General features: G+C 67.0%; 16 protein-coding genes and 3 pseudogenes. 10 read left to right on the forward strand and 9 right to left on the reverse strand.

Translation table 11 applies throughout. The features are described 5' to 3' along the window. Positions 1–664: 664 nt before the first annotated feature. The 4 genes from MUB56_RS15515 (at position 665) to MUB56_RS15530 (ending at position 4614) form a co-directional block, all read left to right on the forward strand. The gene (locus MUB56_RS15515) at positions 665–853 is read left to right on the forward strand and encodes a hypothetical protein (protein WP_244927919.1); all 189 of its coding nucleotides are present in this window, start codon (positions 665–667) and stop codon (positions 851–853) included. 184 nt (positions 854–1037) lie between these two features. Then, complete coding sequence (locus MUB56_RS15520) at positions 1038–2099, forward strand: dsDNA nuclease domain-containing protein (RefSeq protein WP_244927920.1); 1062 nt, start codon at positions 1038–1040, stop codon at positions 2097–2099. Then, positions 2096–2674, forward strand: a complete 579-nt coding sequence (locus MUB56_RS15525; protein ID WP_244927921.1) for a hypothetical protein — start codon at positions 2096–2098, stop codon at positions 2672–2674. Before MUB56_RS15520 ends, MUB56_RS15525 begins: the two co-directional genes overlap by 4 nt. Then, positions 2671–4614 carry a hypothetical protein gene (locus tag MUB56_RS15530; protein WP_244927922.1) on the forward strand — a complete coding sequence of 648 codons (1944 nt, stop codon included), beginning with the start codon at positions 2671–2673 and terminating at the stop codon, positions 4612–4614. The genes MUB56_RS15525 and MUB56_RS15530 overlap by 4 nt, the downstream gene beginning before the upstream one ends. 147 nt (positions 4615–4761) lie before the next feature. Here the strand turns inward: MUB56_RS15530 and MUB56_RS15535 are convergent, their stop codons facing one another. Further along, entirely contained in the window at positions 4762–8967 is a 4206-nt protein-coding gene (locus MUB56_RS15535; protein WP_244927923.1) for a DUF4365 domain-containing protein, read from the reverse strand. 318 nt (positions 8968–9285) lie between these two features. Between MUB56_RS15535 and MUB56_RS15540 the strand changes: the two genes are divergently transcribed. Continuing rightward, on the forward strand, positions 9286–9807 hold the full coding sequence (locus tag MUB56_RS15540; RefSeq protein WP_244927924.1) for a helix-turn-helix domain-containing protein: 522 nt from the start codon (positions 9286–9288) through the stop codon (positions 9805–9807). Further along, positions 9807–10454 (forward strand): nucleotidyl transferase AbiEii/AbiGii toxin family protein, encoded by a 648-nt coding sequence (locus MUB56_RS15545; protein WP_244927925.1) that lies wholly within the window; start codon positions 9807–9809, stop codon positions 10452–10454. Before MUB56_RS15540 ends, MUB56_RS15545 begins: the two co-directional genes overlap by 1 nt. Before the next feature lie 423 nt (positions 10455–10877). Here MUB56_RS15545 and MUB56_RS15550 read toward each other — a convergent pair. Continuing rightward, a pseudogene (locus MUB56_RS15550) lies at positions 10878–11105 on the reverse strand (integrase core domain-containing protein); the annotation flags it as partial. A 235-nt stretch (positions 11106–11340) separates the two neighbouring features. Between MUB56_RS15550 and MUB56_RS15555 the strand changes: the two are divergent. The 3 genes and pseudogenes from MUB56_RS15555 to MUB56_RS15565 form a co-directional block, all read left to right on the forward strand. Continuing rightward, positions 11341–11883, forward strand: a pseudogene (locus MUB56_RS15555) (ISL3 family transposase); the annotation flags it as partial. Positions 11884–12508: 625 nt separating this feature from the next. Further along, positions 12509–13963 carry a group II intron reverse transcriptase/maturase gene (gene ltrA / locus MUB56_RS15560; protein WP_244927926.1) on the forward strand — a complete coding sequence of 485 codons (1455 nt, stop codon included), beginning with the start codon at positions 12509–12511 and terminating at the stop codon, positions 13961–13963. A gap of 116 nt (positions 13964–14079) precedes the next feature. Further along, positions 14080–14880, forward strand: a pseudogene (locus MUB56_RS15565) (ISL3 family transposase); the annotation flags it as partial. 263 nt (positions 14881–15143) lie between these two features. On the opposite strand, the gene MUB56_RS15570 reads toward MUB56_RS15565, so the two are convergent. The 4 genes from MUB56_RS15570 to MUB56_RS15585 form a co-directional block, all read right to left on the reverse strand. Further along, positions 15144–15848 (reverse strand): TIGR03943 family protein, encoded by a 705-nt coding sequence (locus MUB56_RS15570; protein WP_244927927.1) that lies wholly within the window; start codon positions 15846–15848, stop codon positions 15144–15146. Further along, positions 15845–16891 carry a permease gene (locus tag MUB56_RS15575; protein WP_244927928.1) on the reverse strand — a complete coding sequence of 349 codons (1047 nt, stop codon included), beginning with the start codon at positions 16889–16891 and terminating at the stop codon, positions 15845–15847. Before MUB56_RS15575 ends, MUB56_RS15570 begins: the two co-directional genes overlap by 4 nt. Positions 16892–17105: 214 nt before the next feature. Next, positions 17106–18176: a GTP-binding protein gene (locus MUB56_RS15580; protein ID WP_244927929.1), complete on the reverse strand. Its 1071-nt coding sequence runs from the start codon at positions 18174–18176 to the stop codon at positions 17106–17108. After that, a complete protein-coding gene (locus MUB56_RS15585; RefSeq protein ID WP_244932421.1) occupies positions 18173–18418 on the reverse strand; it encodes a type B 50S ribosomal protein L31 in 246 nt (81 codons plus the stop codon). The genes MUB56_RS15580 and MUB56_RS15585 overlap by 4 nt, the downstream gene beginning before the upstream one ends. Before the next feature lie 240 nt (positions 18419–18658). Between MUB56_RS15585 and MUB56_RS15590 the strand changes: the two genes are divergently transcribed. Beyond that, positions 18659–19078 (forward strand): transcriptional repressor, encoded by a 420-nt coding sequence (locus MUB56_RS15590; protein ID WP_348536691.1) that lies wholly within the window; start codon positions 18659–18661, stop codon positions 19076–19078. An 81-nt stretch (positions 19079–19159) separates the two neighbouring features. Here the strand turns inward: MUB56_RS15590 and MUB56_RS15595 are convergent, their stop codons facing one another. The 3 genes from MUB56_RS15595 to MUB56_RS15605 are packed head-to-tail and all read right to left on the reverse strand — an operon-like array spanning position 19160 to position 21399. Further along, positions 19160–19660: a GNAT family N-acetyltransferase gene (locus tag MUB56_RS15595; protein WP_244927930.1), complete on the reverse strand. Its 501-nt coding sequence runs from the start codon at positions 19658–19660 to the stop codon at positions 19160–19162. After that, entirely contained in the window at positions 19653–21134 is a 1482-nt protein-coding gene (locus MUB56_RS15600; RefSeq protein WP_280637290.1) for an HAD-IC family P-type ATPase, read from the reverse strand. Before MUB56_RS15600 ends, MUB56_RS15595 begins: the two co-directional genes overlap by 8 nt. Next, a complete protein-coding gene (locus tag MUB56_RS15605) occupies positions 21118–21399 on the reverse strand; it encodes a DUF1490 family protein (RefSeq protein ID WP_244927931.1) in 282 nt (93 codons plus the stop codon). The genes MUB56_RS15600 and MUB56_RS15605 overlap by 17 nt, the downstream gene beginning before the upstream one ends. Positions 21400–21428: the final 29 nt, after the last annotated feature.

The raw sequence follows: 21428 nt of genomic DNA on the forward strand, positions 1-21428 counted from the left end.
GCACTTTTTAGCGCCTTAGACGTACTCGCGCAGGCGAGCGCGGGGCTCGCGACTTACGCGGCCAATGTTCTGAGCCCTCCTATGAGTCGTACTCCTCTGGATCGGCGATGACAATTCGGTCGGGCTTCTTCACATGTACTTTTGACATGTTGCCATCAGGATCGGGTCATGACGGAGAGGTCGCCGTCGTCGCGGGTCAGGTCTGCTCCGAGCGAGACGAGTCGTCGTACCTCCTGGGCGTGGCTCGAGACGCAGGTCGAAGTGCTGACGGTTCTTCGCCGCATTGCCCTCGGGCACGCGCACGAACCAATGTGAGGGGCCACCCCAACCAGCAGCCTCCACCCAGGCGCGGTCGGGATGCTGTCCTCGTCGACGTTCGTCCCCAGGGCTGCGGCCTAGAACTCGGCCACACGGAGCGGCTCCCGGCAGTCGAAGGTGACCGACCTGATGAACGAGACCATGCGGGCACGCTACGTCGATCCGGTCGGGCGCCGTCCTCGGTCAGGGTCGTGGGCGGCAGCCAGTCGGCCCCGAGGAGCTGGGCGAGGCCGGTGGTATCGCTTCCGACCGTGTCGGAGGCCGCGGTGATCCGCTCCACCATCACCTTGCCGACCTGCTCCTCGACCGTGCCCTCGGCGTACGCGATGTGCCACGGCGAGACCTGGTGATCGCGGTGGGCGGGACCGGTCACCTGCAGGGCGGCGATGCCCGAGAATCGGGCCTGGTGGAAGACGCCGACCCGCGGCTCGGTGCTCGCCTCGCGGTCGTCGGCGAGGGTCTCGTCGGCGTGCAGGCTGATCGAGGCGACGGTGGTGAAGACGCAGACCTTCGCCGCCCGGCCTGGAACCGGTGAAGGTCGTCGAGATGGCGGTGCACCATTCCTGAACACCGGGGCCGGTACGACACCGGAGCAGCATGCGGCTACCGCGATGGCCTACCCCAACCTCAGGGCGATTGACCCGATCCCGGTGAAACGCAGAAAGACATGCCGCACATGGTGTGAGATGTGTTCGCTGATGCGTTGAGACGGGGGCAAGGTGAGTATCGAGGACGGCGGCAGGCGTAGCCGGCGGGGATTCGCGTATCAGGACGCGGTCACGCTCATGGAGTGCCTGAACCTCGGGACCCTCTACACCTCGGTTGGTTTCGAAGCCGAAGACGACATCGTCTGCACGCAACACGACCGCATCATCTATCGCCAGGTGAAGACACGCGAGAACGCCGAGGCACACAGCGCCGCACGCGTATGCCGACCCGAAGTTAAGGGCAAGGTCGAGACCAGCATTCTGGGACGACTATTCAGCGGTAAAGACGAGCCAATAGGCGAGGTCACCTTCTGCGTCGTGCTGAACGAACCGCCCACTCAGACCCTTTGGGGGTTCAAGCACGAGGGACCGTGCGGGACGGCACCAGCCGATGAAAAGTCTCGCCAAGACGTAGCAACCAAGCTCATCGCCATGCACTTGCCCGACTGGGCGCCAGACATCGACTTCCTTGTCGACCGCCTCGAAGTGCAGGTCCTTCCGCGTACTGCGGATGACCTCGAGAAGGACATCATCGGTCGTCTGGAGGACCCTGTCACTAAGCAGATCGGCCAGAAGCCACTCCTCGATGAACTCGCCAAGATCGCTGAGCTGCTCCTGAGCAAGGTCGCGCGTGAAGCGCGCCGACGCGTTGCTCGTTCCTGGACGGCAGACGAGTTCTGGCACATGTTCGCGGACGTCGTGACAGAGGCGACCGGAGAGGCTGCCAACGGCACCCTGCCGCTCGTCCCGCTGGCAGAAAAACTGGATGCGGCGGGCCTTGATGACGAGGAGATAAGGCGTTCGTTCCAGGAATTGGAGTCACTCAGGCGAATGATCCGATCGGCGGTCGGGGCAGAGAAGGTCCGATACAAGGAACTGAACCGCGAGGTGTTCGCGATCTGCCAGCGCGTCGCAGCCCATCGTCGCGCCGGGAAGGTCCAGCCAGGGCCAGCAGCGTACAGCGCCGTAGTCGATGCCCTCGACACTGACATTAACGGCACGTTAGGGACCAGCGCCGACAGAATGGCAACGCTCTCTGACGTGACCTACCGCTGTCAGAATCGGTACGCGTGATGTCAGCGGGCATCGGCCTCGACGTCGTACCGCCGCTTCACGAGCCGTGGGATCCGGACGACAGCATGGACTTCCACGCCGCGCGGCTCCTGGTGCTGCTGCGCGGGTGTGGAACCGGGGCAAAGCCCGGCATCGACGGGCGAACGAAGCTGGCCAAACTCGACTTCCTGCTGCGCTACCCGGCTTTTCTCGAGCGAGCCCTCGACCACCTGCGTGACGTCGGTGCCAGTACTACGGAGTGGACGGCATCCGGCGCGGAGATTGAGGCGCCGATGATTCGGTACCGCTACGGACCTTGGGACCCCAGGTACCGACAGTTCCTCGCATTCCTGCTCGCAAGGAAGCTGATCACAATCACTACGGCGAAGCCGGAAAGAGTCCAGTTGACAGCCGCAGGTCGTCGGGCAGCGGACGATCTCAGCGGCCGAGCGTCTTTCCAGCCGCTGCTCGACCGCTGCGCGGCCATGGCCCCCGACCTGAGCACGATGACAGGCACTGAACTGAAGGACCTCGTCTACGCCCTGTTCCCGAACGAGGTTGGCGACCTGCCCTACTGGACGGAAATCCGAACATGACCGACCCTCAGCATCCGGCTGTTCTGGCCCCGCTGCGCCTTGACCGCGGACTGCGCATCCTTGAGGTCGAACTCATCGAAAACACAGGGGTCGTTGAGTCCTACGACTTCTCAAAGACGCCTATGACGGTTATCGCTGGAGAACCGAACAGTTCGAAGACAACGACCCTAAGGGTCATCGACTATTGCCTCGGGCAGGAAAAGAGCCCAGCAGCTGCTTTGGGGTCAGCCATCGAGGAGAAGTACTCGGCGGTAGCGATCACCATCGCCATCAACGGCGACAAGCACCGTCTCGCTCGCGAGTTCGCGCAGGGTCTCAAGTCGAAGGTGACTATTGATGACCATTTTCCCATTGACGCGAGCGACCTAAGTCCTTGGCTGATGGGCAAACTCGGGTGGCCGCTTCTTGAGGTCCCGCTCGGGAGGAACCCTTTGACGGCAACCCAGAAGGTACCCCTGACCTTTCGCTCGCCGTTACGTCACATGTACCGGCGCGAAGACTCGTGGACGGAGTTCGCGACGAAGGAGCGGCAGTACCTTCGGAGCGCGGTCATCAGCTTGTTTCTGGGCTTTGCGCCTAACCGATACGAGACTGCCGAGTTCGAGCTCGGCGAGGCACAACGTGCACTCGCGGCGGCGCACGCGGTCCATCGCAACGTGGCGGAGTCCACTCACACCGTGGTGGCGGACCTCAGCAAGCAGCTAGGGCTACCGCCGATTCTGAATGCGGCATCCATCGATCGCGTACGGGACCAACTCGCTGCGACCCTTAGGCAGACGGAGGGTCAGCGCGACGGCATCAGCGAGCTCGCCCGACGAGCCGTGGATGGCGACGGTGCGCCGGGCTTGGATCGCGAACTTCCGGCGCGCCTCGCCGCGGCTTCACAGCAAGTCGATCAGACGACCTCCCGAACATCCCAGCTCGCCGTACTCCTCGAGGAATTCGGAGTCTCTCTCCGCTCTGCTCGGGGTGAAATAGAGCGCCTACAGCGGCTCTCGGACTCGGTCGATGTATTCGGTGACCTACCCGTGCGGTTGTGCCCCGCCTGCGAACAGAAGATCGACACCCGGCACCAGCACGCTTCTGATGACTGTTATTTGTGCCACCAGCCAGTGACCGATGATCGTCGGCAACGCCGCGCCGCCCGTGAGATCCGCGCCCTCGAGACGGAGATTGAGGACCTCAGCCACGCAATCGAGCGCACCGCGGTCGACCTAGAGCAGGCGCGCGCCGCCGAGCGAGAGGCCAAAGCGCTGCGGGAAGACCTTGCGGCCGAGCTGCACGACGAGCGGTTTGTGCTTCTCGCACCGTTCGTCGGCCCACTGCAAGACACGTCGAGCCAGATCGGACGCCTTCAGCAGCAGCTCGCGGCGCTACCAGCCCTTGAGGCAATTCTTCTGCGTGAGGAGAACGCATCGAATGCTGTGGACGACGCGCTCGCTGAGGTAACTCGGCTCGAGGAGTTGGCAACACAGGAAACGACGGCACGGTCGGATGCTCAGCGAAACTGCAGCGCGCTTGCGGATCGGATGAATGAATTTCTTGTTGCGTTTAACGGCCGCGGGTGGATCGGGCAGCAAGTGACGATCGCTGCAGACGACCTCACTTTTTATGTTGGCACCAGGCCGTGGGATGAGAGTTTGGGAGCTGAGGCCAAGGTACTTTTCTTCCTCGCGTACAGCTACGGCCTCGTGAGATTGAGCGGGGCCAATGATCCGTCATTCTGCGTGCCGGGCTTGGTGATCCTCGACAACCCCCATCAGCATGGACTGGGTCCCGCAATCGTCGCCGACGCCATTAGTCGCATCGGGAACGAGGCGGTCAGGCTTGGCGCCCAGGTAATCGTCACGCAAGTCGGCCACAGTGAATCGATCACGGCCCCGCATAGCGTGGTGCGCATGCCGCGCATCTATGCCGCTGATCCCTCGCCGCGCGGTTGAGGGTCTCAGGCGCTCGAGGGGGGTATGGAATACCGGCCCCGACCAACAAGCGCGCCGAGGTGCCGGCGCTGCCACCTCGCCGATCTCCCCAGCTTCGCGGTCCTATTAGCGCGTCATAGTGGGCGGTTCGACGCTGCGTCTAAGGTGTCATTCCAAACCTGCGTCACCGCCTGGTTCTGGAGCGCCGTCGGGGTCCGACGGTTCGCGGGATGGAGAGGAGATGCTGTCCGCGAGCGCGATCACTCGGTCCACGAGCGCGCTGACAGGCGCGGCTAGATCCAAGTCTTCGAGTTCTTCGGTGACAACGTCGGCGATGACGCTGGTGGGATCCGGAACCCCGACGATGCTTGCCACGTCGCGCGCGCGAAGCAACCCGAGTGCCCTCTCTTCGTCGGTGGGTTCTTGGCTGAACCCATAGAACGCGAGCAGTGCCAGCAGCCTTGCGGCCGTGTGAGGCTCCGTTGCGCTGGCCACGCCGTGCATGGCCGCCCACTGCCAAGCAGCCGCATTTCCAGACTCTATCGTTGCAGCTTGGTTGAGGACCTGGTAAACGGTCCTGATGCCTTGAGGGTTCTCAACCCACCACTTGGGACGGGAGATGACGCTCGACGCAGCACCCGCGCCCCAGTCCTCTTGTTCTGCGAGCTCGATGAGCTCCTCTTCAGTGACAACGACGTCGACAAGGTGATCGCGCACAAGCCCCAGGTTGCCCTGTGCGTGCTGCTCCAGCACCGCACCGAGGCGATCGTCATCTGCGGCCGGCACTGACGCGAGTGCGGTATCCCTGATGGCGTCGATGAGTGCTGGCGTGCCGAACGCCGGCACTCCGAGTGAACGGGCCAGGCGCCGAAGGCTCAAGTCGTCGGAGTAGAGCGCTACGTCGTGGTGATGAGCCGATTCGATGGCATCGACCCACACGGACGCGCGTTCGTCGCGAGCCAGTTGCGACAGCAGCAACCTCGGCTGCGGCACCGAAATGACGCTGAGACGATCTGCAAGCACTTGGACCTGCTCGGCCCGTTGAAAGATCCGGACGTACTCGGCCTCCCCGAGTTCGGCCGTCGCGACGTTGCGACGCACGGAGTCCCAGCGGATGCTGCCCGGGCTACCCGCCAACCCCCGGATGTCGAAGTAGGAGCCGTTCAGGTCGTGCATCGTGGCCGGCGTTGCGGCCAGCGAAGCGAAGCGCCCCGTCAGGGCCGTTCGGTCCACAAGCCCCGCAAGGGTGACTACTGCGGCCGAGTCCACCACCACCGTCCGGTCGAAGGCCGCAGCGGCGGTCTCGACCTCGGTGTAGTGCTCGGTGTCGTCAGGCGACGCCGCCGGGAGCACACCAAGGCCCCGCTGGATGATCAGGGCCGCGTAGCTTCGTCCCAGGATTCCAGCCAGCATGCCGATCGGCATCTGTCCTACGAGCGCACGGCGTGCCAGATCCTCCACCGCTGCGTCGAACTCCGCGTGTCGCTGTAGCTGCTCCACCAGAGCCTGCACAGCGTCATCCGTTGAGTCCCCACGAATGACTTGTATGCCGGTCGCCTCGGGATGCTCGTCAGCGACCCGAGCGAGCATCTCGAATGCGCGACGATGCAGTTCGCCGGGCACCAGCTCTTGCGCGAGCTCTCGGCGACGCGCCAGTTGAGCGTCTTCTTCTGCGTCTTCTCCTTCTAAGTCTGCGCTCTCCGGTTGTGGGACGTTATGGGCGGCTGCGCGGTCTCGATCGACCGGATCGCTCGCCGCATCCTGTTTCGTGTCCTGATCCGGCTCGGTGCCCTCACTGTCGTCGGCTGCAGTCGTCGAGTCGACGCCCGTGCCTCTGGTGTTGGTCACGATGTGGGCGGAGACGGCCGCCCACAACTTCGGGTCCTCCAGCTCCTCGGCCATCGTCCACGCCTCCACAGCTACCGGATGGCTCCACCCCGACGTCGAGTGAGCGTGCAGCCACAGACCGGCGTCTTCGAGCGAGCGCACCTTCGGTCGGTAGTCCGCGATGACCCGAACGGCATCTCGCAGCCGGCCGACGTTGATGAGGCAGGAGACGTTGCGCCACACGTTGCCATCGCCCGGGACCTCGAAAAGGTCGAGGACTGCGGCTGTGTGCCGCTCGGCACCAACCCAGTCACCCGCGCTTGCGGCGCGGCTGCCAAGGAATGTCAGCAGGCGGCCGCGGTCGTGGGGGTGAAGCCAAGTCACTGCGAGAGCATCGCGACACGCCTCGGTTGCCTCGGCCACGGCATCCTCAAAGGCATTGTCGGACTCCCTGTCGCTGTCATCGGTCACAGCCGCGACGGCGAAGCCGTCGCCGGTATCGGGGTCAGCTCCGCGGTCCTCGACTTCGCCTTCTGACTGCTCGTCGGGCTCGACGGGCTCGTTGTTCTTGTTCGCTCGCTCAAGGCTCAAGCACAAGTCGACGAGGGCATCTGCTCGTTCGAGCAGGTACTGCTCAGAACCCGATAGCTGATGAAGCTGCTGGGCAGCCGATGCTGCTTCGCTGAACCGTTCGGCTGCTTTCAGGGCCAGCAAAAAGTTGGAGCCGGCGGGGTTCCAGATCTTTGCGAGCTCGCGAAGGCGCGGGATGGCCGCATCCAAATCGCTATGCGCGATCCACAAAGCCTTACCGAGGTCGGCCACGACCTCGTCCACGATCCCCTCCCTTGTCAGCTGGTCGAGCCTGTCCTGGACGTCGACTCCGTCGCGCAGCAATGTCAGGGCTGCGCTCAGCGCCTCCTCCCACTGCTTGCCGGCCATGGCCTCGTCCAAGACGCGTACGCGCAGAGCGTTGACGTCCGACTGCTGCAGTTCAAGTTCGCCGAGAGCCACCTTCAGAAGTTGATCTGCGGGCGTGTCGCCCAAGAACCGGGAGGCTTCGTCAACGATGTCGCGTCGGCCGCGTACCGCAGCCGCTCGCACGCCCATCCGGACGCACACAGGGTCGAGCTCAGCCTCGTCCGCCGTGCCGAAAGGGACAGGCAGCGTGAGCCTGATGACCTCTTCGAGACGACCGGCGGCCATAAACGCCTGGGCGAGCTCTGAGCGGGCAGCTCGGGTAGGACCCGACCAGCGGAGCCGGTCCGAGATCGCCGACTCATACAGCTCGACTGCGTTGCGGATGTCGGAGGTCAGGCCGCTCGGCTCGGTGGACCGGTTCAGGTACATGCGGGCAGCGAGCAGCTTCGCCGACGACGACTGCGGGTCCAGCCGCACCGCGGCCTGTGCGTGACGTATGGCCACGTCGCAGTTGTCGAGGGCCTCGGCGTGCAGCGCGAGCACTCGCTGAGCCGCGGAGGAAGAGTCGACGTCCGGGCCCCCGGAAGCCAGGAGCGGATCGAGGCTCCACTGCTCGTCACGGCTGGACCACGGCACGGCCGACGGTCTGACCTCGAGTGGGCCCACAGTCTTGGAAGGCGACCGACGCCGGTTGGGCTCGGTAAGGATCGTGCGCGCTGCTGCTCGGATCATGGCTTCCGAGGTGGGAGTCAGGTTCGCGGCCGACAACCCCAGCGCTACTTCTTCATCGGCTTGCGTCATCAACTCGCGAGCCCGGTCGGGTTCGAAACGGCGCAGGTGAGTTGCAGCTGCTGCCAGCTTCGCGCCGCGGCGACCCGGCTCGCTCATTTCCGCTGCGTTGACGTAGGCGAGGCCGGCCTCGTGCTCCAGTTCATGAGAGCTGGCGAAGTTCCCGATCGCCGACCATCCCCACTCCCCAGCCCTCTTAAGCCATGCCGGATTTGCGGCACGGAGGGACGTGACGGTGCCGTGCGCGTTCAAGCGCCCCTGGGCCAGGTGCATCGCAAGCAACGCGGCGTCTGCGTGCTCCATTGTCGGGCGTGCCTCGAGCAGTCTCCTCACACCGGGCGGCAACACCGACAGCGAGTAGTCGAATCGGTTCTCGGCGGCTCGCTCCAGACCGCTCGCAAGTTCGCTCCACGCCGGGTCGGCGTCGCTCACCTGCTGCGTGCGCGGAACCTCGACCTTGAATCCCTTGCCCGCAGCCTTCACCGTGCGAGGCGACACCTCCTGCCAGTAGGCAGTCTCTGTGTCGAGGTCGACCAGCACGACGATCACCGGTAGTGCATGGTTCAGCCAGTACCGATGCTTCTTACTCCCGAACTGGAACCACCACCCATTGGGCGTCTGCTTCTTGAAGTAGGACGACCCACCCTTGATCTGCAAGGCGAGCAGTCGCCCGGACGCGTCCTCGGTCTCGTTGTCTCCGCGGCCCTGGGTCGTGCTGAACTTCTCGACGAGCGCGTCGACACCGAAGTCGCTGATGTCTTGGGGGCGAAAGAACCAGTTGAGCTGCAGCGCCAACCGCTCAATGATGTTGACGGCTCGACGGTTCTTCTTCTCGCTCACCCAGCGCCCCTAGTCTTTCTCTACGACCCCACGCACTCCAGGACTCCTGAAGCCTACGGTCCGCGCATCGCGCCCCACCTGGCTCCCAGGCCGTGAGTCCCCGGTTGCCGCGGACCGTCCGTGCAGCGATCCCACGGGCGAAACGCCTCTTCGCCCGCGCCAGGCGAGATGACTCGGTCTGTCCGCGCTGAGGTGCGTCGTTTGTTCGAGGCGCATCACTCTGGGCGGTTCGACGCAGATTGAGGTACCACGTCGCTGCAGAGGGAGCGGTGGAGCGGCGGGTTGGCCGGTAAGTATCTGATCGAATACCTTGGTGGGATGGATGCCGCGACGATTCTCCAGCAGGCCCGTGGGGTTGCGGGCTTGTCGCAGGCCGCGCTAGCGGCGGCCGCCGGGACGTCGCGTCCGACGTTGTCGGCGTACGAGCACGGGCGTAAGTCGCCGACGCTGCAGACGGCGGCGCGGATCGTGGCAGCTGCGGGCTTCGACCTGACCATCACACCTCGGGTCGAGTTTCGTGAGGTGGCGGTGGACCGCGGACGTCCGATCCTCGTGCCGACGGTGTTGCCGAGGTTGCCGGTGGACCGTGCGCTCGCGGTCGTCGAGCTGCCGCTGCACCTGAACTGGTCTGATCGCGGTCGCCGGTTCGACCTGCGCGATCGTCGGCAGCGGGCGCGGGTGTACGAGATCGTGCTGCGCGAGGGTGGACCGGACGACGTTGCGTCGTACATCGATGGAGTGTTGCTGGTGGACCTGTGGGACGAGCTCGTGCTCCCGCAGGCGATCCGCTCAGCCTGGCAGGGCGTGGTCACCGGGGCGTCCGAGCCGCGGGTGGCCTGATGGAGCGCTCAGGAGGGCTGTCGGAGCTGCAGGTCGCGGTGGCGGAGATTTTCTTCGGGCTCGACGAGGCAGCCGGCTTCCTCGTGGCGGGCGGCGCCGCTCTCGTGGCCTCGGAACTGATCGCGCGGCCGACCGAGGACATCGACTTGTTCGCCGCGGCACCGACGACATCGGTCTCGGCTGCTTCGCGGGCACTGCAAGCCGCGCTGGGGGAGCAGAGCCACGAGGTGCTCGTCGTCCAGGAGGCGCCGACGTTCTGTCGGCTGGTCGTCTCCCGGGCGGGGGAGGAGACGTTGGTGGACCTGGCCGTGGACTCGCCACCCCACGAACGACCGACAATGACGGTGCTCGGACCCACGATGGCGCCACTCGAACTGGCGGGGCGCAAGCTGCTGGCGCTCTTCGGCCGCGCCGAGGCGCGCGACTTCGCCGATGTCTACGTCCTGGCCGACCGCTTCGGCACGCAGGCACTCATCGAGGAAGCGCAGACCCTGGATGCCGGGTTCGACCTGGAGGTGCTCGCCCAGATGATCGGCACGCTCGACAGGTTCGACGACGACGAGATCCCGCTCGACCAACACCGGCGGCCGCTCGCGAGGACGTTCTTCGCCGAGTGGGCCAACGAGCTCCGCCAGCGGCAGCCGTAGCTCCAGAACGCGTCCATTTAGTGTCCACAAACGATCGTGATTTCTCGGATCCGGTCGGATACACTCGCAGAGCGGGTGAACGTCAGACCCGCTCTAAATAAGGAAGATCCGTCCTTCACCGTGCTTGTCGGTAGTCGCTGAGAACCCCCAAAATTCCTCCAAGGGGTCGCAGGTTCAAATCCTGTCAGCCCGACGATTCAGGCCCGGAAATCCGCGGATTTCCGGGCCTGAAAGCGTGAGAGACTTGATCCACCCTCCGAAAACCCTCCACTTTGCCGCCTCCTGCGCGGCACCGACGAGATCCTCGTGCGGCTGGCACCGGTTCCGGCGGGTCGCTCACGACCAACTCGGTCGGTTCGGCGCCTGCTCCCCACCTAGGGAGCATGAACAGCCAACTGAAGCGCCCCAGGTTCTCTGCCGGTCCTATACGGGGTGCGGCTCTCGGTTGAGGGCAGCGTAGTAGTCGTGCTCGTACTCGACGGGTGGAACGTTTCCCAGCGTCGAGTGCAGGCGCCGGTTGTTGTACCAATCGACCCAGCCGGCGGTGGCGTACTCGACGTCGGCGATGGTCTTGTACGGCCCGTCGTGGAACACGGTCGTGCGGATGCACTCGGCCTTGTAGAGGCCGTTGATCGTCTCCATCAGAGCGTTGACGCCCCTATAGGTCAAGAGTTCCCTGGCTGGCTGATGTCGGTACGGCTTGCCGGGCGCGGTGATCGGTCATGACTGCTTGGTAGACCTCCCGGGCGAGGTAGCGCTTGAGGCAGCGGATGATGGGCTCTTCCCAGATGAGGGTGTAGCGAGCGCTGGCGTGGCGGTCCTGGGATAGACGTCGAGGTCTCCCGAGGATGGAAGTTCTCACGCTCACCATCCGGAAGACCTCGACATGCCCGACGCTACCGTCCGGGCGGGCTTCGCCTCCCCCGACCTGACCACGTTCTGCCGACTCGACGAACTCGGCCTCGTGGTCACCGGCCAACGCCTCGAACCAGAGCGGGCGGTGCTCGCTTGTCGAGTCGTGGAACCCGACGACAGCGCCGATGGCTGGTGCCGCCGATGCGGGTCTGAGGGCAGCCCACGCGACACCGTGACCAGGCAGCTTGCGCACGAGCCGCTCGGCTGGCGACCCACGACGCTGCTGGTCACGATCCGCCGCTACCGATGCACCGGCTGCGGGCACGTGTGGCGCCAAGACACCTCCCGGGCTGCCGAGCCGCGGTCGAAGCTGTCGCGTCGTGGGCTGCGGTGGGCGCTCGAGGCGATCGTGGTCGGCCACCTCACCGTCGCCCGGGTCGCCGAGGGCCTCGGGGTCGCATGGGACACCGCGAACGACGCCGTCCTGGCCGAGGGCAGACGGGTCCTGATCGAGGACCCGGCACGGTTCGACGGCGTAGCGGTCGTTGGCGTCGACGAGCACGTCGTGCGCCACGAGGCGCTGTTGTTTCGGATGGAGGTGAGAGACCTACATCGCTTGGTCGTCGTAGCGGCTGGGTGAAGCTGGCGGCAGCCTGACCCGGGGAACGCCGGTGAGGGTGGGAGCAGCCGCGACAAAGTCAGGGCGGTTCGGTACTGCCGGACGGGCCGTGCCTGGTGAGCGAGACGGGAAGGTGTACGCGAGGAACCGGTGTCGTGAAGCCTCTTGATCGTCGCCCAGCTCTAATCCGGTGGATGTGGGCTGGTGAGCGGTGCGTAACCGGTCGGCGTGGGTGTCAGCCAGGCATCTGGTCGGGCCGGGGAACTGTCCAGGACGGTGGTATGTGTCGGGCCTGGCAGGTCGTGGTGAAGGTCTACGGCGTAGCCACGACGACGCCGCAGGGGTAAAGCCGGGCACCTCGCCCGTCGACCGAACAACAGCGAACGTGGGAACCGCCCGCTTCCGTTCCCGAGGGGCCCTGGGGCCCAGCGGGATAGGTGCGTTGCCTACCGAAGGGCGTGGGTGGGGCGGAGCCGTCGTAGTACTCCGAGGCCGGGAGAGCCGGTCACATGGGGAAGGGCGGCAGCGAGAGGAAGCAACTGATGAGCAAGGAGGGACTGTGATGTCTGAAGACGCGTCGGTGAACACCGGCGCCGTCTGCTGGCCTGATGAAGATCAGGCGTGGTGGGCGGTACGGAGGATGCAGACCAAGTTGCACTGCTGGGCGGTCGGGGAGTCCGACAAGGGCTCTGGCCGCCGGTTTGATGATCTGTACAACCTGGTCTATGACCCGGCGTTCTTGATGGTGGCGTGGCAACGCGTCGCCGGGAACAAGGGGTCGCGGACGCCCGGGGTGGACCGGGCCACAGTGGCCCAGATCCGCCACCGGTACGGGGTGGAGGCGTTCTTGGGAGAGGTCCGCGAGCAGTTGAAGGCGCGGACTTTCTGCCCGGTCGAAGTGCGGCAGGTGATGATCCCGAAGGCCAGCGGCAAGCTGCGCAGCCTGGGCATCCCGACCGTGACCGATCGGGTCGTCCAGGCCGCGTTGAAACTGGTGCTGGAGCCCATCTTCGAGGCGGACTTCGAGCCGTGCTCGTACGGGTTCCGGCCGAACCGGCGCGCGCAGGACGCGGTCGCTGAGATCCACCACTTCACGACCAAGTCGTACAAGTGGGTGCTGGAGGCCGACATCGAGGCGTGTTTCGACATGATCGACCACGTCGCGTTGATGGACCGGGTCCGGCACAGGATCGGCGACAAGCGCGTGCTGGGGCTGGTCAAGGCGTTCCTCAAAGCCGGGGTGATGACCACCATCGGCACCCGCGAGGCAACGCACACCGGCACCCCGCAGGGCGGGATCTTGTCCCCGCTGTTGGCGAACATCGCGTTGTCGGCGCTGGATGAGCACTTCATGGCGAAGTGGAACCAGCAGATGGCGACCGTGGTCCACCGACAGCGGCGTCGCAGGCGCGGTGAGGCGAACTACCGCCTGATCCGGTACGCCGATGACTTCGTCATCGTCGTGACCGGTGAACGCGAGCACGCCGAGCAGTTGCGCGAGGAGGTGGCAGACGTGATCGCCCCGATGGGGTTGCGGCTGGCACCGGAGAAGACCCGTGTGGTCCACATCGACCACGGGTTCGACTTCCTCGGCTTCCACATCCGACGGATGCGGAGACGGGGCAGTAACAAGTGGTTCGTGTACACCAAGCCCTCGGCCAAGGCGATCGCCTCGGTCAAGGGGCGGGTGAAGGCGATGACCTACAGATCGACCCTGCACCGCGAGCCCGGGTATCTCATCGAGTACCTCGGCCGGGTGCTGCGGGGGTGGGCCAACTACTTCCGACACGGTGTGTCCAAGGCCGTCTTTGCTGGGATCGACTCCTACGCGTGGGAGCGGATCACGGCGTGGCTGCGGAAGAAGCACCGGATCGGGTGGCCAGAACTCCGGCGCAGGTTCTGCCTGCCCGGGACCTGGAGGCTCGCCGTCGACGGCGTCAGGTTCAAGGGCGCTGCCAGCGTCCCCGTGGTCCGGTACCGCTACCGCGGCTACCGGATCCCGACGCCGTGGACACCGACAGGTGTAGCCGCCTGAACAGCAGCCACCTCGTGGAGAGCCCGGTGCGGTGAGAATCGCACGCCGGGTTCGGCGGGCGGCCCGGGAAAACGGACCCGGAGCAATCCGGGCACCGCGCCCCGGGCCGACCCAACTGGCGCCACACCAGGAGGGGTGAGAAGTACGTGACCGTGATCATCGACCTCACCCCGATCCGCGATGGCACCGGGCCGGCGCGGCTGCTGGACATGGTCGAGGGGCGCTCGAAGCAGGCATTCAAGACCTGGCTCGCCGCCCGCAGCGACGCCTGGCGTGAGGGGGTCGAGGTCGTCGCGATGGACGGGTTCAGCGGCTTCAAGACCGCCACCACCGAGGAACTCCCGGACGCGGTCGCAGTGATGGACCCTTTCCACGTTGTGCGCCTGGCCGGCGACGCACTCGACAGGTGCCGACGCCGGGTCCAACAGACGATCCACGGCCACCGCGGCATGAAGGGCGACCCGCTCTACTCCGCCCGGCGGACCCTGCACACCGGCGCCGAGCTGCTCACTGAGAAGCAGACCAGCCGCCTACGGGCGCTGTTCGCTGTCGATGAGCACGTCGAGGTTGAAGCGACCTGGGGCATCTACCAGCGGATGATCGCTGCCTACCGCCACGAGGACCGTCGCCGTGGCCGAGAGCTGATGAGCGCGCTGATCGATTCAGTCTGCCGTGCAGTCCCCGCGGCCCTGGTCGAGGTCGTCACGCTCGGGCGGACGCTGAAGAAGCGTGCTGATGACGTGCTGGCCTACTTCGACCGACCCGGCACCAGCAACGGTCCGACGGAGGCGATCAATGGACGACTCGAACACCTCCGCGGCTCCGCGCTCGGGTTCCGCAACCTCACCAACTACATCGCTAGGAGCCTGCTCGAGACCGGAGGGTTCAGGCCACGACTACACCCTGCATTCGGATGAGCCGGATGATGTCGCGTTTGGACAGGCCCTCGGCTGTGCGTCGAGCGACGTAGTCGATGGTCGGCTGGTGGAATCTCATCCGTACGATCACGGCGCGATATAGGGCTGCGTTGGCTTCGCGGTGGCCAGCGCGCGAGAGCCTGTGAATCGCCCCGGGGCGATTCACTGGACCAAGACCGCAAACCAGATCCTCGCGACTGCCAACCGCTTAACACCTTCAGATCCGCGCCACTAGTGAGTGAGGGGCGTCCGGCGGCTGCTCTTCACTGGTAGGTCTGCCGCGGTGCGCTGACGGCAACGACGTCGCTGGCGAGGATGTGTGGGACTTCGCGTCGGTCCGTTCCGCTACCGTCGGCCCACGTGCCAGTCACCTGCACCCAGGAGTCCCGCTTGGGGGATACGGGATTGTCGACGCGGACGCGGATGACGACGGCATCCGCGGCGCAGCAGCCGATCGACATGCGGGTGACGTACCAGTTGTCGTCCTTGTCGTGGGTGACGAATCCGGATACTCGTACCGATCGTCCGACCAGAGTGATGCCGTCATCGACCTGCGCGCGCCAGATGAACTCCTCAAGCTCCAACTCGACCGGATCTCCGGCCGGGAGAGCCGAGAAGGTCGATGTCGGTGATGCGGCCGGCGTGTCGTCGACACGGCGCTCGGCGAGGTAGGCGCCCAGTGCGGGCGGGCTCACCGTGAAGACGATCAGGCCGGGGAGCAGGAGCAGCCAGGTCACGGCCGGGACGCCGTGCTCGGTCCTCTCCTCGGTCGTGCCGTGAGCCTCGTGCCTGGGCTCGGGGAAGCCGAGAGCTGGTCCGGCGCCCACGATGATCAGCAGAACGCCGCTGATGATGATGGGCCACTGCATCCATGACGTGACGAAGCTGAGGTAGTTGCCGCCGGCTGCAAGTCGGATGAGCACGACACCCAGGAACGCCAGCACCAGCCCTTGCGTCGTGGTCCTCACAGCAGCCACCAGCCGGTCACCACTGCCGACAGCACGGCCGTGACGACGACCACCGGGATGAACCGGCTGGCGAAGGCGGCGCCGAACTGCCCGGACTCCATCGCCGCCAGCTTGATGTCCATCGCCGGCCCGACGACGAGGAAGACCAGTTTGGCGGTATCGGAGAAGGCGGTGAAGCTGGCAGCCACGAACGCATCGGACTCCGAGCAGAGTGCGACGACGAAGGCGAAGAGCGCGAGGCTCAGCACCCCCAGCACGGCCTGACCGGCCACCGTGTCGACGATCGAACGGGGCACGAAGGTGTTGACCGCGGCGGCGAGCATCGCGCCGAGAACCAGGAAGCCTCCGGCGTGCAGGAAGTCATGGCGGACCGTGGCCACGAACCGCTCGCGCCCGGAGTGCCCGGTATCCGCACGGACTCGGTTGCGGATCTTCAGCCGGTCACCCCGCGAGAGGCACCACCACCCGACCAGGACGGCGGTGGCGAGCGAGGCGACGAAGCGAGCGATGACCATGGCGGGCTGCCCGGGGAAGGCGACCGCGGTCGACACCAGCACCGCGGGGTTCACCGCCGGGGCGGCGAGCAGGAACGTCAACGCGACGGCCGGGACCACTCCCCGGCGCATCAGGCTGTCGGCGATCGGCACGGCGGCGCACTCGCATCCGGGCAGACCCATGCCCGCCAGGCCGGCGGCCGGCACACCGAGCACCGGGTTGCTCGGAACGAGTCGGCTCAGCGCGCGCTCCGAGAGCAGGCTGGAGATGACCGCCGAGAGCAGCACCCCGCCTAGGAGGAAGGGGGTGGACTGGATGACGATCGCGACGAAGATCGTGCTCCACGTGCTGATCGACTCCGCATCCAACAGCGGAACGATCCACCGCTGTCCGAGCAGGATGGCCAAGATGCCCCCGGCCACCAATTGCGATTGACCTACGGAGGAACGAGGACGGTCTGCGATCGACGTGCTCATCGTGCTCCTGGTGTCCGGGACGTCATGGGACTGATTATCACTCTCCTCTGGTGCGCGCGCGGGGATCTGCACAGCGTGGCGTCGACGTGTCGGCTGGCCGGCCGGCACGCGGGGTTTCGCGTCCGGACGAAGGTGCGCCCGTGCCGTCGCACGACCTGGGACCTGGGTGCTGCGGTAGTGCTGCTGTCCGGGGGCGACGGTGACCAGGTCCGGGTCCTCGCCGTCGCGGGGGACCGGCGGTCGGAGGTGTTGCTACGCGACGTGGGAGGAAGGGGCGCGGGCCATGTCAGGCGACCCCGCGGATCTCGCCCAGCCAGGGCTCGAAGCCGTCGTGGCTGACCCGCCAGGGTGTCCCGGAGGCCTCGTCGGGCTCAAGCACGAAGGACTCGAACGCCTCGCGCAGCCCAGGCGGAGGTGCGCCGACGCCGACGATCACGATCCGCGTGCGAGGCGTGCGCGCGCCCCAGTGGTCGGCGTCGCCGACGCTGAGCTGGCCACCCGCCCCGTCCCACACGAGCAGCCGGCCGGGACGGGTGGGGAGCCAGAAGCTGCCGCGGGACCGGTGGCGACCACCTCCGAGCTGCTCGAGGCCATCGAGGAGTCGTGCGGGGTGCAAGGGGTGCGGTGAGCGCAGGTCGAGGCGCCAGACGCCCTCGTCGGTCACCCTCGGCAGGGCCTGCTCGAAGGCAGGGTGGGTCCAGGTCAGGGTCGACGCGTGGTGGTGCAGCTGACCGGCGAGTGTCGAGCTGTCCAGGTGCTCGGTGCCGGCCACGACGACGCTTCCCGGACGGGCGAGCGAGCGCAGCAGCGCGACCGACGTCTCGTCGGCGGCCCCGACCGTCACGGTGACGTCGGCAAGCTCCACCATCGCGCAGGCCACCTCGGCGACGCCTCGACGGTCGTCGTGGGCCGCGTGGGCACCGCGCTCGGCGAGCAGATCCTCGCCCAGGAGGTCGTCGAGGACTCGGCCACCGTCGACGACGGAAATGACAGCAGAGACCCGCAGGTGTCGGGCGAGCCGGGTGTCCTGGGCCAGGACGGCGCAGACCTGGTCGGCCTGGGCTCCGACCGGGAGATGGCTGATGATCGTGGTCCAGCGTCCGGACCGGGCCACCCGCTCCAGTGTGGGCAGCACGTCCTCGCGCAGCGCGCAGCTGACGCAGGCGTGCTCCAGGTCCCGCTCGGCCTCCTCGACGACCCCTGTCACATCGCTGACGACGCGGCGCAGCACGCCGCGCTCGACGTCGATGCGGTGTCGGACGGCGACCGCGCCGGGGAGGTCGAACTGGAGTCCGACCATCGCCATCGCAAGCGCCTCCGCGTCCACGCCGGTGAGCAGCACCACGGGGGTCCTCACGAGTCGCGTCCGTAGCGACGCTCGAAGCGCTCGACTCGGCCCTCGTTGTCGAGAGTACGGGTTCGACCGGTCCAGAACGGGTGGCTTGAGCTGGAGACGTCGACGTCGACGACCGGGTACGTCGTCCCGGCCAGTTCGACCCTCCGGTCGCTGGTGCGCGTTGATCGGGTGAGCAGCAGCTCGCCCGTCGAGCGGTCGCGGAAGACCACCGGTTCGTAGCTGGGGTGGATGCCCTGACGCATCGAAGGTCCTTTCATGCGGGAATGAGAATCGTTCTCATCATAGCGCAGATGGAGATTTCCTGTCACAAGCCTCAGATGACCGGCCGAGAGCCCGGCTGCGGTCGCCACCTCGCACGCCGTCCGCTGTGCCGACGAGGACGCCCGCCTGTTCGGTTGCTCCGACAACCCGGAGCGGGCAGCGGCCGTACGCCTCCTCGGCCGACCACCCAAGTCGATCTGGTCGACCGGTACGATCGTCTGGTGACCCGACGCCCCACCGACGCCGCTGCCCCGCCTCGCAGCACCCGGCAGCGCCGGGCGTTGATGGCGGAGTTGGAGGCCTCGGACAGCTTCCGCAGTGCCCAGGACATCCACGCGTCACTGCGTCAGCAGGGCGAGATGGTCGGTCTCGCGACCGTCTACCGCTCGCTGCAGTCCCTCGTCGACGCAGGCGACGTCGACCTGGTCAAGGGTGACGCGGGCGAGGCGGTCTACCGGGTCTGCAGCCGCCAGCACCACCATCACCTCGTGTGCCGACAGTGCGGTCGGACGGTCGAGGTGACCGGGCCGACCGTGGAGCGTTGGGCGGCCTCGGTCGCCGACAAGCACGGATACACCGAGGTCAGCCACACCGTGGAGCTGTTCGGCACCTGCTCCGACTGTCAGACGGGCCGGTCATAGCCGGCTCCGGGTCCGCTGGGCCGGTCATCTCCGACCGAGCAGGAAGTCCGCCTCGAACGCGCGCTGAGTGAACGCCATCGCTCAGAACGTGCGTTGGAACCAGGTGGAGCTGATGAGCGTTCCCCGCTTCTCGGCGTAGTCCCGGAAGGTGCCGACCTCCCTGAACCCCTGGCGCAGGTGGAAGGCGACCGAGGCCTCGTTGGGAAGGGCGACGCCCGCGAGGAACGTCCGGGCTCCGTGCTCGACGGCCCGGGGGAGGAGTCCCGCGTAGAGCCTGGTGCCGGTGCCCGAACCCAGACGCTCGGGCGAGAGGTAGATGGAGAGCTCGCAGGATCTGTCGAACGCGGGCGACGGGCGGTAACGCGTGGTGGAGGCGTACCCCGTGACCACGCCCGCTTCCTCGGCGACCACGAGCTGGTGCGGCGAGTTCTCGTCGAACGATCGGACCCAGACGGCGACCTCGGCGTCGGTGAGGGGCTCGGTCGAGAAGACCGCGTGGGTGCGCAGCGTGTAGTGGCGCCGGATCGCACTGAGGGCCACGACGTCGTCGGCGACCGCGGATCGTACGACGACGTCACCCACCGGTGCTTGCGCCGTCCTCGGGTCTGACTTGCCCCGCCGGAACCATGCCGGGGGGCGGGTCCTGCTCGACGCGGTAGCGGGTGATGCGCGCGCTGTTGCCGACGACCGCGATGGAGGAGGCGTTGTGGAGCAGTGCGGCGACGACGGGGGAGAGTGCGCCGGTGGCGCCGACCCCGAGGCCGATCGCGTTCACCGCTATGGACATGCCGTAGTTCTGGCGGATGACGCGGACCGCTTCGCGGGACAGGTCGAGGAGACGACACAGGTCGTCGCCGACCATGGCGACCACGTGCCCCTCGGCCTGCAGGGTCCGGACGACGTCCTGCTTGCCCTCGGGCAGCACCTGGGCGTGCCACTCGTCGATCCCGAGCTCGTCGGCGACCGCCCGGGCCACGTGGGGGTGGTCGCCGGTGAGCATGACGACTCGTCGCACACCGTCGGCGCGGAGAGCCGCGACGACCGCGCGAGATTCGGGTCGGACGGTGTCGCGGAGGCTGATCAGGCCGGTCAGGGTCCCGTCGACCGCGAGCAGTAGGGGAGTCTCGGTATCGCGCTGGAGGCGGGTGACCCGGGCGGTGGCGTCGTCGGGGACGGAGACCTTCTCCTGGTCGAGTAGGTCGAGGTTGCCGAGCAGGAGCACCCGGCCGTCGGTGAAGGTGCGCATGCCCAGGCCGAGGAGTACCTCGCACTCCTCGTGCGCGGGGATCGCGATATGTCGGTCCTCGGTTGACCGGATCACGGCCTGGGCGAGGGGGTGCCGGGAGTGGATCTCGGAGCTGGCGGCGTAGGTCAGGACCTGCTCCGGTGTCCAGTCGTCGGAGAACGAGACGACGTTGGTCACGACGGGACGGCCCACGGTGAGGGTGCCGGTCTTGTCGAACACCACGGCATCGACTCGGGCCGCGGCCTCCAGGTGGGATCCGCCCTTGACGAGGATCCCGCGCCGGGCGCCGTTGCCGATGGCCGCACTGATCGCGGTGGGGGTGGCCAGGCCGGCGAGCCCGCGCAGGGCGCCACGGAGGAACGGGTAGCCGGTGAAGAGGGTGACGCCAGCTGCTGCGGTGCGCGCGGTGGGGCCCAGCACCGGCGGTCGCCGGGCGACGTAGCGGCGTATGCCGAGGAGGACCAGGGCGGCGCCCCCGACGGACATCCGCGCCAGGTCGCCGTTGCTCACGTCCTCGGACCGTGGCCGTCGCGAGGGGACGACGACGGACGACGTGCACAGGCCCGCCGTGACAGCCTCGGTCACCACACCATGGTCGCTGGCACCGGGGCGGAACCAGACGACGAGCGCACCGGTGCGGGGGTAGGCGTGGACCGCGCGGACGCCGTGAACCTGGGCGACCGCGTCCTCGACCTGGACGGCCCGAGCCGTCGACCCGACGAGGCCGGGTGCGAAGTGGCGAGCGCGGCCCGCTGCCTCACTGCGGGCGACGAGCCGTACGCCGGTCACCGGTTCAGTGGTCGTGGTCATGGACGAGGTCGGCCGCGCCCGGGGGCGGTGCCTGTTCGCCGACCCGGGCCCGGGCCTCGGCGACCAGGTCGCCGGTGACCAGGCGGACCTGCTCGGCGCCGACCTCGGCGCGGCGCTGGCCGCGCAGACCCCAAGCGAGCGCAACGACCGCGCCCTCACGAGCGGTCCCGCCGGACAGCGCCTTCTTCGCGCCGTCGTAGGTCGCCGCGCCGACGAGCCCGGTGAGAATGGTGGAGCCGGCCTTGGCTACGAAGCCGGTCATCATGTCGGAGTCCTCTCACCCGATGACTGGGA

The organism is Nocardioides sp. W7 (genome assembly GCF_022919075.1).
Lineage (GTDB): Bacteria > Actinomycetota > Actinomycetes > Propionibacteriales > Nocardioidaceae > Nocardioides.

What these genes read in the sequence shown, in the direction of transcription:
- MUB56_RS15585 (WP_244932421.1), bottom strand. Translation starts at nt 18,418, where the DNA reads ATGCGTCAGGGCATCCACCCCAGCTACGAACCGGTGGTCTTCCGCGAC.
- MUB56_RS15600 (WP_280637290.1), bottom strand. Translation starts at nt 21,134, where the DNA reads ATGACCACGACCACTGAACCGGTGACCGGCGTACGGCTCGTCGCCCGC.
- MUB56_RS15605 (WP_244927931.1), bottom strand. Translation starts at nt 21,399, where the DNA reads ATGATGACCGGCTTCGTAGCCAAGGCCGGCTCCACCATTCTCACCGGG.
- MUB56_RS15545 (WP_244927925.1), top strand. Translation starts at nt 9,807, where the DNA reads ATGGAGCGCTCAGGAGGGCTGTCGGAGCTGCAGGTCGCGGTGGCGGAG.
- MUB56_RS15540 (WP_244927924.1), top strand. Translation starts at nt 9,286, where the DNA reads ATGGATGCCGCGACGATTCTCCAGCAGGCCCGTGGGGTTGCGGGCTTG.
- MUB56_RS15530 (WP_244927922.1), top strand. Translation starts at nt 2,671, where the DNA reads ATGACCGACCCTCAGCATCCGGCTGTTCTGGCCCCGCTGCGCCTTGAC.